Here is a 15,546-nt window from a genome sequence, read left to right on the forward strand (position 1 = left end):
AAAGAACTACAACAATGAATCAATATACTGCCGATATCTTAGGTGATGGCTATCAACAAATAACGCTTAACTTTCCAGATGATTATGAAGGCAAAGTGGTCGCAACACTGGTCAGAAAAAAGTCCAATATCAACACTTCTCGTGCCGTTCTCTACATTCATGGTTTTTTAGATTATTTCTTTCAAACACAAATGGCAGAGCAATTTAACCAACATGGCTATGATTTTTATGCGCTTGATTTAAGAAAATATGGACGCTCAAAGCTACCGCATCAGATTTTTTATAATGTCTTAGACTTAAAAGAATACGATGCCGAGATTAGCGCAGCGCTTGACATCATTCAACAGGAGCAGCATCAGGAAATTTTGCTCGCTGGACATTCTACTGGCGGTCTAATTGCAACCCTTTATGCGGCACATTATCCAGAGCAGCATTCCATTCGGGCGGTATGGGTGAATAGCCCATTTTATGAGTTTAATCTCAACTTTATTGAAAAAAAGCTGGGGATTCCTGTGCTTAGTCAGTTTGGTCGAGTTTTACCTAAATTCAAATTCCCGAGTAAACTTAATCGCTGGTATGTCACCAGTCTGCATCATAGCTTAAAAGGCGAATGGGCATTTAATCTTGACTGGAAACCTAAAACAGCCTCTACGGTTCAATTAAGTTTTATTCATGCTATTCATGAAGCTCAAAAAGAAATTCATAAAGGGATAAAGCTCAATATTCCTTTATTGGTCATGCACTCGCATCAAACCAAAAACCCGAAAAAGTGGAATAAAGATGCCACACAAAGTGATGTCATTCTGGATGTGAAAGACATCAAAAAGTATGCAAAAAAGATCCAGGGAGATGTGACCATTCAGACCATCTCTAATGGACTACATGATCTCGTACTATCCGCAACAGATGTACGAGATCAGGTTTATCGACAACTCTTTGACTGGCTTGACACTAAAATCAGCTAGGTACAGTCTAGCTTTCTTGGTATTTAATCAAAGACTGATGTGCAGGATGATCCAGAGGTAACAGCTCCATAAGACGCTCTACAGCGTCAATTGCTTCTGGAAATCTTGCAAGATGTTTTAATAACATATCTGTTTCTTTTGCTTTAAAAATAGCATCACTCAATCTTGATTCCAGACAATCACGCCATGCACATAAAAATGGGCTGTCCGTTTTTGACAAGAATACACCTGTATACAATTGCAGTGCAGATGATACATAACCTGCATCAAGTGCTTGCTCTGCCTGTAAAAAGTCTGCTTCTACATGCGCCAAAAGGCGATATGGCCGAGACCCTAAAAGCCCACCTAAGATATCTCGCAACTGAGACATTTCAGCTTTAAGTGTACCAATACTAACTTTTCGCTCTCCATACAATGCATGGTGCAATTTTTCAAGATTAAGACCTTGCGGACATAAGGCCAGAATACTCAAAATTTCAATTTGTCTTGGCGTCAAAACCAAGTTTTTTCCATTAAAAACCACTTGAGGCACAGAAAATGCACGAATATACAAATGCTGACGCTGCTGCTCTAAAAGCGCACTTTGAATGATTGAAGCACAGCGCTCCGCAGCGAGAACACCCAAAGAATTGTGGTTTTTCCATGTAGTCGAAAGATCGACTACACCAATCGGTTGTTTCGAATATGGATCAATGATTGGGGCTGCATAACATACCCAATCATGTACAGACTCCATATAATGTTCATTCGAAAATACACAACTCGACTTTTGTGTTTTCAATGAAAGTGCCAAGGCATTGGTACCCACCAGCTCCTCTCTCCATTGCCCTCCAGCAATAAAATGAACCCTTTCAGCAGCACTTCGCATTTGCAGGCTTGGTGCTGTCCAGATAATGGTACTACCCACATCACCTACTGCAATCACCATTGAAGATTGCTCGGCAACGTGGCGTAAATCTTCTTCACACCGTTCTAGCGCAAAATCAAGCGCTGTCGTATTTTTACGTGATTGCTGCGTCGTTAAAGGCGCAGCCAGCCGTTCCTTCGGAATTTCTGCTGTGGCTGAACGTTGCCAAGAGCTCGCAATACTTTGTCCTAGTTTTTCCGCATTTTGCGGAGAAAGACTATTTTGTCGACGAAGTTGATCAATCGAGTTCCGTTGTTGCAGTAGATCTTGTTTTGTAAACATTTGTAGTTCCCTTGCAAATTCTCATGATCTCCAACCTTTCTCCAACCTTATTTCTTATATCCTAACTATATAGAGTACAAAAGTACCTTATACCAAAGCTGTATATGCTTCAATCTAGATCTTTAATCTTAGATCAATTATAAGCAAAGGAATACTTATATGCGTTATATCGATCCTAATCAACCTGGCTCTAAGGTTCAATTTAAAGCACAATATGAAAACTTTATTGGCGGTCAGTGGGTTCCTCCTGTAAAAGGAGAATACTTCGGAAATAGCTCTCCTGTCGATGGCAAAGTATTTACTCAAATTCCTCGCTCAAGCGTCGAAGATATTGAACTAGCACTTGATGCAGCGCACAAAGCGAAAGCTGATTGGAATAAAGCATCACCTACAGTTCGTTCAAATGTTTTACTTAAAATTGCAGATCGTCTGGAAGAAAACCTAGAGCTACTTGCTGTAGCAGAAACATGGGAAAATGGTAAACCTATCCGCGAAACACTCGCAGCAGATATCCCACTTGCAATTGACCATTTCCGCTATTTCGCAGGCTGTATACGTGCACAAGAAGGTGGTATTTCAGAAATTGATGAGGATACCATTGCTTATCATTTCCATGAACCGCTTGGTGTTGTAGGCCAGATCATTCCATGGAACTTTCCAATTTTGATGGCTGCATGGAAATTGGCACCAGCACTGGCAGCAGGTAACTGTATTGTTCTTAAACCAGCAGAGCAAACACCGTCAAGTATTCTAGTTCTGGCTGAATTGATTCAGGACCTCCTTCCACCTGGCGTACTTAATATCGTCAATGGATACGGTGCTGAGGTTGGTCGTCCTTTAGCGACAAATCCAAGAATTTCAAAAATTGCATTCACTGGTTCAACCAAAGTTGGACAAATGATCATGCAATATGCCACTGAAAATATCATTCCTGTAACGCTAGAACTTGGTGGTAAATCTCCAAATATCTTTTTTGAAGACATCTTAGATAAAGAAGATGATTATTTGGAAAAAACACTTGAAGGTTTTGCCATGTTTGCCTTGAACCAGGGTGAAGTATGTACCTGCCCTTCACGTGCACTTGTTCAGGAAAGTATTGCTGACAAATTCCTTGAAATGGCTGTAGAGCGTGTCAAACGCATCAAGACGGGTCATCCACTTGATACAGAAACCATGATTGGCGCACAAGCCTCTAAGCAACAGTTTGATAAAATTTTAGGCTGTATTGATACAGGTCGTAATGAAGGTGCACAACTTTTAACTGGTGGTGATGCACGTCACGATGTAGATGGTGGTTTTTATATTGAACCAACGATTTTCAAAGGCAATAACAGTATGAAAATCTTCCAAGAAGAAATTTTTGGACCAGTACTTTCAGTAACGACATTTAAAGATTTTGACGATGCAATGCGTATTGCCAACGACACGATTTATGGCTTGGGTGCTGGTGTATGGTCACGTTCTGCACATACCTCATACCGTGCTGGTCGTGCGATTGAAGCCGGTCGTGTGTGGACAAACTGTTATCACCTTTATCCAGCGCATGCTGCATTTGGTGGTTACAAACAGTCAGGTATTGGTCGTGAAAACCACAGAATGATGCTAGATCATTATCAACAAACCAAAAACTTGTTGGTGAGTTATTCAACAAAACCAATGGGCTTCTTCTAAGCTTATAACGTTTAAAAAGAGACTCTTCGGGGTCTCTTTTATTTTATAGGTCGAATCACTATCCACCCTCTATTTTTATTTTGACTGTTTTCAATTAAAGATTATGCTGTATTAGACTCCATTAAATATTACGTCGACTTCCATGAAAACAATCTATGTCATTCAGCATCTTGCTTTCGAAGATCTTGGTTCTTTAGAAGATGTATTCTATCAACTTAACTTTAGAATTCGTTATTTTGAAGCTGGTATAGATGATCTTACTCCAGCAATGCAACACGATGGTTTGACCATTATTTTGGGTGGCCCAATAGGTGTCTATGAAGAAGAAGATTATCCATTTTTAAAACAAGAAACTGAACTTCTCAAACAACGATTAATCGATAATAAACCCACAATTGGAATATGTCTTGGCGCGCAACTGATTGCAAAAGCACTTGGCGCAAAAGTGTATGCAGGACATCAAAAAGAAATTGGTTGGAGCACTCTACAGCTTCAATCTTTACAGGACAATCTTCTTGAAGCTTTAAACAATATTCCTGTGTTACATTGGCATGGTGATACCTTCGATTTACCTACAAATGCAAAATTGCTGGCAAGTTCAGATCTATATCCCCATCAAGCATTTTCAGTAGGTGATGCAGTTTTGGCATTACAGTTTCATTTAGAAGTTTCAGAGGCGCATTTTGAACGCTGGTTGATTGGACATACAAGCGAACTTCGACAAGGTCATTTTTCAATACCTCAACTTAGATCTGACAATAAACGTTATACGCCTCAGCTTGAAGAAGCAGCACATATTATTTTGATGAAATATTTAACAAAACTGAATCTTATTTAAGATTCGGTTTTACTTTGTTTAAATAAATTACGTATTCTGTATGGCAAAAAGATCAATCATATCTTGTTCATTGATTTGGCAAAATTGCGATAAACATCGATCATCATGAGATTTATGATCTACATATATCTCTACATGGATCTGAGCATTATCAGGCAGCTTAAATAATTCAGTATTTAAGAGGTGGTCTGGCAACTTAACTTTGAGATATTTAAAGCATAAGAATGACAATCACGATGCCCAACTCATAGCATCATGCTCAAACGATACAATCACACTTATTCTCTTAAATTCTCATAACCACTTACATCAATAATCATCCCACTACTATTTATCATTTTTATTCGATATTTAATTGATATTCTTCTTGAGTAATTTTAATTTTCAATTTTTTATATTTTCTTTTATTGGCATCTAAAGCGGAATGTAAGACCTCATTTGAAAATTTGGTATCATTCATCAGCTCAGAGTAAACTTTATAACCAATCAGCAGCTTGTTTGGCTTTTGACCATTTTTTTTAAATTCATCAATCATTTCGTCCAAATATGCAACATTTGCTTTTTTCATGAGCTTTATTCATCAAGCAACTCGATAAAGTTAAAGTACGTGAAATTTTTTACAATTTGATTAACCTTTGAAAATTTTATAAAAATAGTAAATATTTTGATGCAAAAAATTTAAAGATAAAAACAGCAATTTTATTCTATATGCATTGAACGGTTTAAGTCATGTTGAATAGATTGTATTACAGGTAAGGTAACAATGTCTCGACGACCGCGTGAACAGGTCAACTATCTTCATCTAAAAGAACTTGGCGGGCTAGAAATGCTTAGCGCCCAGTACTACCAGCAAGAGTTTTCACGTCATGTTCATGAGGGATTCTGTATTGGTGTCATTGAGGAAGGAGCTCAGCGCTTTTATCGCACTGGTGGCGATCATATTGCTCCCAAAGGCGATATTATTTTGGTCAATGCAGATGAAATACATACGGGTTCATCTGCGGTTGAAACAGGTTGGCGTTATCGGGCTATTTATCCCACACCAGAGATTCTGGATGCTTTAACCCGTGATATCCTCTCAAATAAAGGTTTTGTTCCATGGTTTACTCAAGCTGTAGTTCACGATCAAGGTCTTGCACAACAATTACGGCTGTTGTTTGATCTTCTTGAACAACCCAATAACTTACTGCTCAAAGAGACGATGTTTCTTTCAACAACTGCGTGGCTTATTTCTCGTTACAGTCAAAGTAAACCTTCTCCTTTAGTCCTGAATGATAGTAAATCCAGCATTTTAAATATCCAAGACATGATCGCAAGCCTGCCAGAACATGATTTTTCATTGAGTGAGCTTGCTGCTGCACATTTAAGCCAATGGCATTTTTTAAGACAGTTTAAGAAGCATGTCGGTTTCTCTCCTCATGCTTGGCTCATTCAATGTCGCATTCTCAAAGCACAGAAATTATTACGTCAAGGTATTAGCATATCCGAGGTGTCCCAACGATGCAGCTTTTCCGATCAGAGTCATTTTACGAGACACTTCAAAAATACTTTTGGAATTACACCAGGAGGTTATATTCGTAGTCTAAAGCCTTAAATAAGCAATTTTGTTCAATATTTTTTTATCAATTATGGCCAACATACCAGAATGTGATTAATTAATGCGGTCATTATGAATCATTCATTTTCCAACCATCTTACTTTGAGTTACCTACGTGATTTTCTCACCGGCGCAATAAAAATTACGCCATTATGCCTAGCTGTTTTACCGTGGGGTTTACTTGCGGGATCAATGGCAATTCAGGCAGGACTTTCACCTTTACAAGCAATTGGCATGTCTGCTTTTGTTTTTGCTGGAGCAGCCCAACTGGTTTCATTAGGTATGATTATGGCTGGTGCGCCTTTGGTGAGTATTGTCATTTCCGTTTTTTTAATCACATCACAGCACTATTTGTATGCACTTAGCTTACGTCACTCGATCAAAGCTGAATCTTTAAGAAAGCGTCTAATATTTGGCTTTGTATTGACCGATGAACTTTTTGCGATTAGTAGCACTCAGTCACATTATCAATACCGTGTATTGCTTGGTGCAGGATTATGGTTTTATATTTGCTGGCTGCTATTTAGCTATCTTGGCGTTATGCTTACTTCATCGTTCGATAATCTGCATCAGTTGCATCTTGATTTTTCGATCGTTGCCACCTTTATTGCCATCATTATTCCATTAGTTAAAAATCGGCATGTTTTGCTCGGCGTGAGCATTACCATTCTGTTAACCACATTATTTCTTTATCTGGACATTTTAATGGGCGGATTATTAGCAGCATTGATTGGAATGACGTTTGCCTCATGGTCAGAGTATCAGGAGAACACCTAATGTCATGGCCCTTTCTACTACTACTTGCCTGTATCGTATTTTTTAATCGTTATATATTTCTAGAACCTCGTTTCCCGATTAAGATTCCAGACTGGTTTGAGCGTGCATTACATTATTCGGCGCCGTGTATTCTTTCTTCAATTTGTATTCCTATCATTTTAATGGATGGTGAATCTTATCGGCATAGTATGTTTAATCCATACTTCATCGCGACCCTAATCACTATTGCTTCTGCATATCTATTTCGACATACATTACTTACCATTTTCATTAGTTTGAGCAGTTTTTACATTCTGGTATATCTCATGCAGTGAGTGTGAGTAAGATATATCTAATCCAGTCATGGATTGTAGTTAGATATATCTTTTGAGTATCTGTATTCAGAATGACGAATCAAACCCTACAAAAGTAAAAATTATAAAGTAGGGTATATTCAAAATTTGCTTTAAGATAATATTTTGGCTCAAGTATGATTAGGGTTAGTATGTTAAAAACAATAAAGTTGTTTCTTCCTTTAGTAACTATTTCTGTTTTAAGCGCTTGTACAACTGCCCCTCTCTCAACAACGGTATCGCAACAAGAACAACGAGACCTAGCTTTACAAACAGCGATTATTCAGTTTACAAAACAGCCCAATATCAACTTCAGCAAGGCTTTTGTTGATCTTAATGAAAATCATAAAAATGATGCCATTGTGCTCCTAAGAGATCGAAACTGGTGTGGTTCAGGTGGCTGTACTTTATTAATTTTTGAAAAACAACATCGTAAATATAAATTAATCAGCCAAAGCACTGTAACGGATGCACCAATTTATGCCTTAAATACCTATCATCAGGGATGGCGCGATTTAGCGGTTTATAGTCGTAAACGCGGATTCGTAAGATTCAAATACGATGGCCAACGCTACCCATCAAATCCTTCTATATTAAATATAATTCAACAATTTGACGAACGCTCGGCCACATTACTAATTGGTCAATAATAAATTTGAAGATTACTTGCAGACACCTTGTTTTTCTTACTTTTTTGTAATAAATCTCGTTTTTAAACGTCAGATCTATTACATTGAAATATGTATCAGGGCACCAGAAAAGCTGATCATTGTGTTCAATTAACTTGAATTATAAATCATTCTAACAATTATGCGATATTTTGCAGGACGGTATCATGTTCAAACAATTATTACTCAGTTCTTTGATTTTTTCATCAACACTTGCAGCTTCTTTTGCTGTGCAAGCCTGTACACGCGTTGTATACAAAGGAAGCAATCAAAATATCATGACTGCAAGATCGATGGATTGGAAATCTGATGTTGGAACCAATTTGTGGATCTTGCCAAGTGGAGTCAAACGTAGTGGTAATGCAGGCAAAGACTCAATTCACTGGACATCTAAATACGGCAGTGTAGTTGCAACTGGGTATGATATTTCCACAACCGATGGTGTCAACGAAGTAGGACTCAACGCAAATTTATTGTGGTTAGTAGAATCACAATACCCTGATGTCTCTCAATCTAAAAAACCCAAACTGACTATTGCAGCATGGGCACAATATGTTCTAGATAATTTTGCTACGGTAGATGAGGCTGTAAAAGCTTTACAGAAAGAACCATTTATCATTGTGAGTGATGCTGTTCCTGGTGAACAACGTCTGACCACACTGCACCTATCAATCTCGGATGCAACCGGTGACAGTGCGATTATCGAATATATTAACGGTAAACAAGTCATTCATCATAACCCTGACTATCAGGTGATGACCAATTCTCCCATATTTGAAGAGCAACTTGCATTAAATGAGTATTGGAAAAAAATTGGAGGAACAACGTTCTTACCAGGAACCAATCGAGCAGCCGACCGCTTTGCACGTGCATCATTTTATATCAATGCCATTCCTAAAGATGCAGACTCAAAGGCAACTTTAGCATCTGTATTTAGCGTGATCCGCAACGTCTCTGTTCCTTATGGATTAAATACAGAAGAAGAGCCGAATATCTCCTCCACCCGATGGAGAGCGGTGGTCGATCACAAACGAAAACTTTATTTTTTTGAATCTGCACTTTCTCCTAATATTTTTTGGGTAGATTTAAAGCAGATTAACTTTAAAGATGGTATAACTCGCAAGCTTGATTTAGGAAAAAATCAGGAAAATATTTATTCGGGTGATGCTACCGCAAAATTTAAACCATCGACACCTTTTCATTTTTTAGGTATAGACGATTAAACGAGTCACATCTCTCAAACGATCAGAATCATGAGGACAAGAAATGAGAAAAATATTTGGTCTGTTTACTACAATATTGTTTTTACATGGATGTGCTACTGTTCCTCAAGAATCGAACACTCCAACAGATGATATTGCGACAGCAGGAATTCCCTTGTGTCAGCCAAATGAACAGTGTCCGATTCTAAGTGCACGCTGGAACCCTGAAAACAAGGACCAGCTTCGGATTAATGTTCGTTTAAATAGTTCATATTTATACTATGACATTAAAAAAGTAATATTTATCGTAGATGGAAAGCATCTGGCCTATAAGCCAGCGCAGCCGACCGTGTTAAGATCTGTGAGTCGCTTAGAACCAAGACGTTCAAGCAATTACATTTTGGTACCAAGCAGCTTTCTAACACAGTTTAAAAATGCAAAATCGATTGATATACAAATCAATACTGATCATGGACCAATCAAACGTGCCATGTATAAAGATGGACAACAATCAAGCGCATATAAAAACTTTATCGACGTGTATAACAAGTCATAAAAAATGCCTCACGTCATTCATGGCGTGAGGCAGTTAATTGTAAAGCAAAATGCTTAAGGTGCTATGGGTTCAAATGGCATAACAACATCCGCATTTTGAGCACGATGTCGTAAAAAATGATCCATCAGTACAATGGCGAGCATTGCTTCTGCAATTGGTGTCGCGCGCACGCCAACACAAGGATCATGGCGACCTTTGGTCAGTACATCTGTATCTTCCCGATCCAAATTAATGGTCTTTCCTGATGTGGTAATACTTGCAGTAGGTTTAAGTGCAATCGCAACACGAATGGTTTGACCACTCGAAATTCCACCTAAAATTCCACCAGCATGATTCGCCAAAAAACCTTGTGTGCTTAATTCGTCACGTGTTTCATGTCCAAATTGTCCTGCTACGGCAAAACCATCCCCTATTTCAACACCTTTAACTGCATTAATGCTCATCATTGCATGTGCAATATCTGCATCCAGACGATCAAAAACAGGCTCCCCCCAACCCACAGGAACTTGCTCGGCCAAAATTTCGAGTTTGGCACCACAGCTTGTTCCCTGCTCGCGTAAAGAGGTCACCAAAGCCTCAAAGCGAGGCACAGCATCGACATCGCCACAGAAAAATGGATTCTGGGAAACTTCATTCCAGTCTAATTTTTCTGCGACTTCATTGCCAATCTGTATGACATGGCCACGAACCACAAGGCCAAACTTTTCTGCCAAATATTTTTTAGCAATAGCCCCTGCTGCAACACGCATTGCCGTTTCACGTGCACTCGAACGACCACCACCTCGATAATCACGGAAACCATACTTTTGCGTATAAGTATAATCGGCATGACCAGGACGGAAAGTTTGCGCGATATTGCCGTAATCTTTAGACTTCTGATCTGTATTTTCAATATACAAACCAATCGATGTGCCTGTCGTCTTACCTTCAAACACGCCCGAAATTATTTTTACTTGATCAGGTTCTTTACGCTGCGTTGCAAACTTAGATGTACCAGGCTTACGTCGATCCAAATCTTTTTGTAAATCTTCTTCACACAATTCAAGCCCAGGTGGAACGCCATCGACAATCGCCATCAAGCCCACACCATGTGATTCGCCACACGTTGTGACACGAAAGAGTTGTCCTATACTATTCCCTGCCATGTATACAACTCCTTATACGTCTAAAGATTCTTGAAACAAACGTTGATAACGACGACATTGCTCAGCCGTTAACGCAAAAATACCTGAACCACCTTTCTGGAAAGTTAACCAGTGGAAATCAACTGTATTAAAGTTTTGGCGCATTGCCCACTCAGAGTTTCCAACTTCAATCACAATTAAACCATTTTCGCTTAAGTAGTCAGCAGCTTGCGCGAGCATTTTACGTACTAAATCTAGACCATCTTGACCTGCTGCCAATGCAAGCTCTGGCTCATGTAAAAATTCTTCGGGTAGATCTGCCATATCTTCGGCATCCACATAAGGAGGATTACTGACGATAAGATCATACTGATTTTCTGCTGGAATTTTTGTAAACAAGTCAGATTCAAGTAAGGCAATTTGATACTGTTTATTGTGATGCTCAACATTCAACGCTGCAACTTCAAGCGCATCTTTTGAAATATCCGTTGCATCGACTTCTGCATCTGGATACGCATATGCCAAAGCAACTGCAATACAACCAGACCCTGTACACATATCTAAAATACGCTGTGGTGTTTTTGGTGTGGCATTTTCTGGAAGGCTATTTAAAGCTTCCCGCATTTCACCATTTTCATCTAAAGCATAGGGTGCGAAACGCTGTTCAATGAGTTCTGCTACAGGAGAGCGTGGAATTAAAACCCGTTCATCGACGTAAAAAGGTTTATTTGCAAAATAGGCAAGATTGAGTAAGTAAGACGTTGGAATACGCGCGTTGATACGACGCTCCAATAAGCTTAAAAATTCTGCTTTTTCACTTGGTAATAGTTTGGCATCCAGAATCTCCGCATCCGCTGCCCATTCCAGTGAAAGAGTTTGCAATACCAAAGCTGAGCTTTCAGCGAAATAATCTTCTGTGCCTTGTCCCAAATGAGCATCATATTGACGTAATGCAGTGACACCAAAACGAATAAAATCACGAATTGTGCTTAAATTCTCTGATGCTTCCTGTAAGTGTTCAGGGCTGATAGTCGGTCGCTCCACTCAGGGGTCTCCAAAAGGTAGTTATGCAAAACCCATTATCATACCTTGTTTTGAGCTGCTTTATAAGATGATCTTCTCATTGCAAAACAGCATCTCATGAAGTTTTTTTAGAGATTGAAACCTCTTTAGCTGCCTGAGAAGGCATATAATCGGGTTCATTACTTACTGCCAAGTAAAAGAAACTAATAAATAAACAACCTAATAAAATACTGACTCCAACAATCAAGTATGGAAATTTAGTTTTATGATTTGACATGATTATGACTCCTGTAACCTTCTTAAATGAGACTTTTGTATTAAGGAGAGACCTAAAGCCTGATCATTTTGAATATGGGTCTGAATATATTCAGCGTATATAGATAGCTTTTCAAAAATATGCTCCGAATAAAACATATCTTCAACCAGATGCGTCGCTTGCTGGTGAGTAAATAAATCTGTTGAGACCACGAGATTAGCATTCATCTCTGAAAAACTTTTACAAACATTCCTATGAAAATCATCTTTTGATTTAAATAATAATTTTTTCAGGCTAAGCGGATGGTCTTTTAATAACGCTGTGTGTTTTGATGTTGAAATCACATAAATTTTGATATCCAAAAAATCTTGTAATAATTGAAGCTTTTTTTCATCAAATCGAATATCTGTAATCAAAAATAAGGTATCCAAATCTGTCTGGCATAATGCTTGAATCAATGCTTTAAATAAGAAATCAATATCATCATTGCTTTCGGTCAAATCCAGATAGAGTTTTAAACTCTCTAAAATGCTTTGTATTTTAATATTGACCTGCTGATTGACATCATAGTATCGACCTAATATATTGATGATGGGTTTGCTTTTAGGGGTACTGTAAATAACAGGTTGATTCAAATTTGCCAAGATAAATGGTGCAAAGAGATAACCTAGATCTATTTCATTTTCCTTGATCAATGATTGGGCAATATAAATAAGTTTGTTTTGTGCAAGATTTCTTAAAACTTTAGCACGTAATAGCGTGGCTTCAAGATTTACATAAGTCTGTAAGGCTTGATTTTGCATTAATTTTGAGGGTTCTCGATCTAAAAAGATCTGTATGACTGCATTTAACTCTTCAGTAATAAACATCTCAATCCTTCAATCTTCATAGCAACTATCTCGTTAATGATGATGATCATGCTGGAAAGATTGACTAAAAAATAGAAACAGTCATAATTTTAAAAACTATAACAGTTCAGATAAATCACAGATATTTGTTATATTTTCATCTCAAAAAAATTTTTTAATTATCAGGCACTAAGATTAAATAAGGCGTATTTCTTAATCTCAATTGATAAATTATTAATAGATATAGCTAGTTGAGGCCTTACTTTTCAATTAGATTAACTCGATACAATCATTTTATTTTTGTGCTTTGCCCATGTATAAGTCAGACCAATTAGCGCATCAACTCAAATCTTTAATTGAAAAAAATATCTGGAAAGCACATACCAAACTTCCTTCACTTCGTGAGCAGGTTGAAAGTTCTGGGTTTAGTTTAATGACTGTCATGAATGCTTATCAAAAGCTGGAAGCTCAGGGCCTCATCTATTCTAAAGAAAAATCAGGTTATTTTGTTGCAGAACAAACGAAACCTGCTCTAGATTCTGCTAGCACACTCGCTCCAAAAATTGAAATTAACTCGTCTGTTTTTAAATATCTCAAATCGATTCAGACGCCTAATCTAGTTTCACTCGGTTCTGCCTTTCCTGATAGTGAATTATTATTGCCGATCAAATTACGTCAGATTGTAAGCCAGCTTGCGCGGTATCCAAAAAGTTATGATCAGACCACCAATCTTCCACCTGGTAATTTGGCTTTAAGAAAAATTATTGCCCAGCGCTATTGTATGCAAGGAATTCCGACACAAGCCGATGATATTGTCATTACTTCAGGGGGCTTAGATGCATTAAACCTCTCATTACAGGCACTCACTCAACCTGGCGATTATATTGTGTTGCAGCAGACAACTTTTTACGGCGCTTGGCAAGCAGCGGAGCGATTAGGATTAAAAGTGATTACGGTGCCTGAACATGCACATTGCGGTATAGACGTAGATGCTTTTGAACAGTTGATTTTGCACTACCCTGTAAAAGTATGCTGGATGATGTTTAATGCACACAATCCTTTAGGATTTACAGTATCTGAAGAAATCAAATTTAAGATCGCAAAATTACTGCATCAACATCATATTCATCTTATTGAAGACGATGTATACGAAGAACTTTTTGATGGCTTAAATAAACCACTTCCCATGAAATATTATGATCAGAATAATCTGGTTATGCATTGTTCCTCATTCTCTAAAACACTGGGTGCAGGCTTTCGTGTTGGCTGGGTGTATGCAGGTAAATACTCTGAACATATTCAACACTTGCAACTTATGAGTACCATTTCAGCGAATACCCTTGTTCAAAATGCACTGGTTGAATTTTTATCTAGCCATCATTATGAAAAACATTTGAGAAGTCTGAGATTGAAGCTTAAAAAAAATAAAAAACGCTTTTATCACTATCTTAAGCAGAATCTGCCAACACAATGCCGTATTCACTATGAATTAGGTGGTTATTTTTTATGTATTATGCTTCCAGAACAAGCCAGTAGTGAAGAAATCTACAAAACATTGCTAAACCAAAATATTGCTGTAGCACCAAGCATATTATTTAACTACTCTCAGCAGCATCAACAGTTTATTCGGATCAACTGCTCATTTGACTGGAGCAATCATATTCAATCTGCGTTGGATGTCCTGACTATTACACTCAAACAATTATCTAATGCAAAGCTTGAAACATAAATACTCACTTAAAGTAATACACAATATTTATGCAACAAAAAATGGCTTGGGTAACGATACACCAAGCCATTTTTTTAACTCACTTTTAGATGCTTACTTTTTGGCAGCTTCAGCTTCTGTTGTAATGTTGACTGTGATCTTGTCGCCAACGTTTGGTACATAGTTTCCGATACCAAATTCTGAACGATTAAATGAAGTGGTCGCATTGAAGCCAATCGCTGGTACTTTAGCCATTGGATGCTCGCCTTGTTTGTTCAAAACAGCATTCAGTACCACTGGTTTAGTAATACCTTTTACAGTCAAGTTACCTGTAATTTTGAAATGCTTTTTATCTTTGGTTTCAACTTTCGTACTTTTGAATGTAATGTTTGGATATTTAGCCGCATTGAACCATGCTTCTTGCTGGAATTCTTTGTCCAAAGCAGTCACGTTAGTATTTACACTGCTTACAGGAATGGTAACTTCAACAGATGAGTTTGAAGGTTTCGCGTTGTCTACCTTAATTACACCCTGAATATCACTAAAGTTTGCACTTGGGGTAGAAAAACCGAAGTGGTTCCAAGAAAATACAGTCGCTGTGTGAGTTGGATCAATTTTATAATCTACTGGCGCAGCCAATGCAAAAGAGCTTGAGACTGCAACTGCTAAACCGAGAGATAATGTTTTAAGATTCATGAGCTTGTTATCCTGTGAAATAATATTGATAAGTCTATACAATCAATAATTTAATACATTCATATTTATAAAACGATATGTTGCATGGATGAAACA

Annotated in this window: 17 protein-coding genes; 10 read left to right on the plus strand and 7 right to left on the minus strand. The window is 37.9% G+C overall.

Features of this window, described 5'->3' with window-relative positions; all coding sequences use genetic code 11:
- The first annotated feature begins 14 nt into the window (after nucleotides 1–14).
- Nucleotides 15–965, plus strand: coding sequence for an alpha/beta hydrolase (locus F952_RS11045; protein WP_004927392.1), 951 nt, complete (start codon nucleotides 15–17; stop codon nucleotides 963–965).
- Nucleotides 966–972: 7 nt separating this feature from the next.
- Here the strand turns inward: F952_RS11045 and F952_RS11050 are convergent, their stop codons facing one another.
- Nucleotides 973–2,154, minus strand: coding sequence for a hypothetical protein (locus tag F952_RS11050; RefSeq protein WP_004927395.1), 1,182 nt, complete (start codon nucleotides 2,152–2,154; stop codon nucleotides 973–975).
- Between the two features lie 159 nt (nucleotides 2,155–2,313).
- Here F952_RS11050 and exaC point away from each other — a divergent pair, with 159 nt between their 5' ends.
- Nucleotides 2,314–3,825, plus strand: a complete 1,512-nt coding sequence (exaC, locus tag F952_RS11055; RefSeq protein WP_004927398.1) for an acetaldehyde dehydrogenase ExaC — start codon at nucleotides 2,314–2,316, stop codon at nucleotides 3,823–3,825.
- A gap of 142 nt (nucleotides 3,826–3,967) precedes the next feature.
- Nucleotides 3,968–4,663 (plus strand): glutamine amidotransferase, encoded by a 696-nt coding sequence (locus F952_RS11060; protein ID WP_004927401.1) that lies wholly within the window; start codon nucleotides 3,968–3,970, stop codon nucleotides 4,661–4,663.
- A 340-nt stretch (nucleotides 4,664–5,003) separates the two neighbouring features.
- Here F952_RS11060 and F952_RS11065 read toward each other — a convergent pair whose 3' ends face one another.
- Nucleotides 5,004–5,231: a hypothetical protein gene (locus F952_RS11065; protein WP_004927403.1), complete on the minus strand. Its 228-nt coding sequence runs from the start codon at nucleotides 5,229–5,231 to the stop codon at nucleotides 5,004–5,006.
- Nucleotides 5,232–5,426: 195 nt separating this feature from the next.
- Between F952_RS11065 and F952_RS11070 the strand changes: the two genes are divergently transcribed.
- The 6 genes from F952_RS11070 (at nucleotide 5,427) to F952_RS11095 (ending at nucleotide 9,795) form a co-directional block, all read left to right on the plus strand.
- Nucleotides 5,427–6,257: an AraC family transcriptional regulator gene (locus F952_RS11070; protein WP_004927406.1), complete on the plus strand. Its 831-nt coding sequence runs from the start codon at nucleotides 5,427–5,429 to the stop codon at nucleotides 6,255–6,257.
- 75 nt (nucleotides 6,258–6,332) lie between these two features.
- On the plus strand, nucleotides 6,333–7,037 hold the full coding sequence (locus F952_RS11075) for an AzlC family ABC transporter permease (protein WP_004927408.1): 705 nt from the start codon (nucleotides 6,333–6,335) through the stop codon (nucleotides 7,035–7,037).
- Complete coding sequence (locus F952_RS11080) at nucleotides 7,037–7,351, plus strand: AzlD domain-containing protein (protein WP_004927412.1); 315 nt, start codon at nucleotides 7,037–7,039, stop codon at nucleotides 7,349–7,351. Before F952_RS11075 ends, F952_RS11080 begins: the two co-directional genes overlap by 1 nt.
- 170 nt (nucleotides 7,352–7,521) lie before the next feature.
- On the plus strand, nucleotides 7,522–8,019 hold the full coding sequence (locus F952_RS11085; RefSeq protein WP_004927417.1) for a hypothetical protein: 498 nt from the start codon (nucleotides 7,522–7,524) through the stop codon (nucleotides 8,017–8,019).
- A gap of 185 nt (nucleotides 8,020–8,204) precedes the next feature.
- A complete protein-coding gene (locus F952_RS11090; protein WP_004927419.1) occupies nucleotides 8,205–9,260 on the plus strand; it encodes a linear amide C-N hydrolase in 1,056 nt (351 codons plus the stop codon).
- Nucleotides 9,261–9,303: 43 nt separating this feature from the next.
- Nucleotides 9,304–9,795 (plus strand): hypothetical protein, encoded by a 492-nt coding sequence (locus tag F952_RS11095; RefSeq protein WP_004927422.1) that lies wholly within the window; start codon nucleotides 9,304–9,306, stop codon nucleotides 9,793–9,795.
- 53 nt (nucleotides 9,796–9,848) lie between these two features.
- On the opposite strand, the gene aroC is transcribed toward F952_RS11095, so the two are convergent.
- The 4 genes from aroC to F952_RS11110 form a co-directional block, all read right to left on the minus strand.
- Nucleotides 9,849–10,940 (minus strand): chorismate synthase, encoded by a 1,092-nt coding sequence (gene aroC / locus F952_RS11100; protein WP_004927424.1) that lies wholly within the window; start codon nucleotides 10,938–10,940, stop codon nucleotides 9,849–9,851.
- Nucleotides 10,941–10,952: 12 nt separating this feature from the next.
- Entirely contained in the window at nucleotides 10,953–11,963 is a 1,011-nt protein-coding gene (prmB, locus tag F952_RS11105; protein ID WP_004927425.1) for a 50S ribosomal protein L3 N(5)-glutamine methyltransferase, read from the minus strand.
- A gap of 94 nt (nucleotides 11,964–12,057) precedes the next feature.
- Nucleotides 12,058–12,219, minus strand: coding sequence for a hypothetical protein (locus F952_RS16945; protein ID WP_004927428.1), 162 nt, complete (start codon nucleotides 12,217–12,219; stop codon nucleotides 12,058–12,060).
- A 2-nt stretch (nucleotides 12,220–12,221) separates the two neighbouring features.
- Nucleotides 12,222–13,067 (minus strand): hypothetical protein, encoded by an 846-nt coding sequence (locus F952_RS11110; protein ID WP_004927429.1) that lies wholly within the window; start codon nucleotides 13,065–13,067, stop codon nucleotides 12,222–12,224.
- 292 nt (nucleotides 13,068–13,359) lie between these two features.
- On the opposite strand from F952_RS11110, the gene F952_RS11115 reads away from it, so the two are divergent.
- Nucleotides 13,360–14,775: an aminotransferase-like domain-containing protein gene (locus F952_RS11115; protein WP_004927432.1), complete on the plus strand. Its 1,416-nt coding sequence runs from the start codon at nucleotides 13,360–13,362 to the stop codon at nucleotides 14,773–14,775.
- 93 nt (nucleotides 14,776–14,868) lie between these two features.
- On the opposite strand, the gene F952_RS11120 is transcribed toward F952_RS11115, so the two are convergent.
- A complete protein-coding gene (locus tag F952_RS11120; protein ID WP_004927435.1) occupies nucleotides 14,869–15,450 on the minus strand; it encodes a YceI family protein in 582 nt (193 codons plus the stop codon).
- Between the last annotated feature and the right edge of the window lie 96 nt (nucleotides 15,451–15,546).

Source organism: Acinetobacter baylyi DSM 14961 = CIP 107474 (assembly GCF_000368685.1).
GTDB lineage: Bacteria > Pseudomonadota > Gammaproteobacteria > Pseudomonadales > Moraxellaceae > Acinetobacter > Acinetobacter baylyi.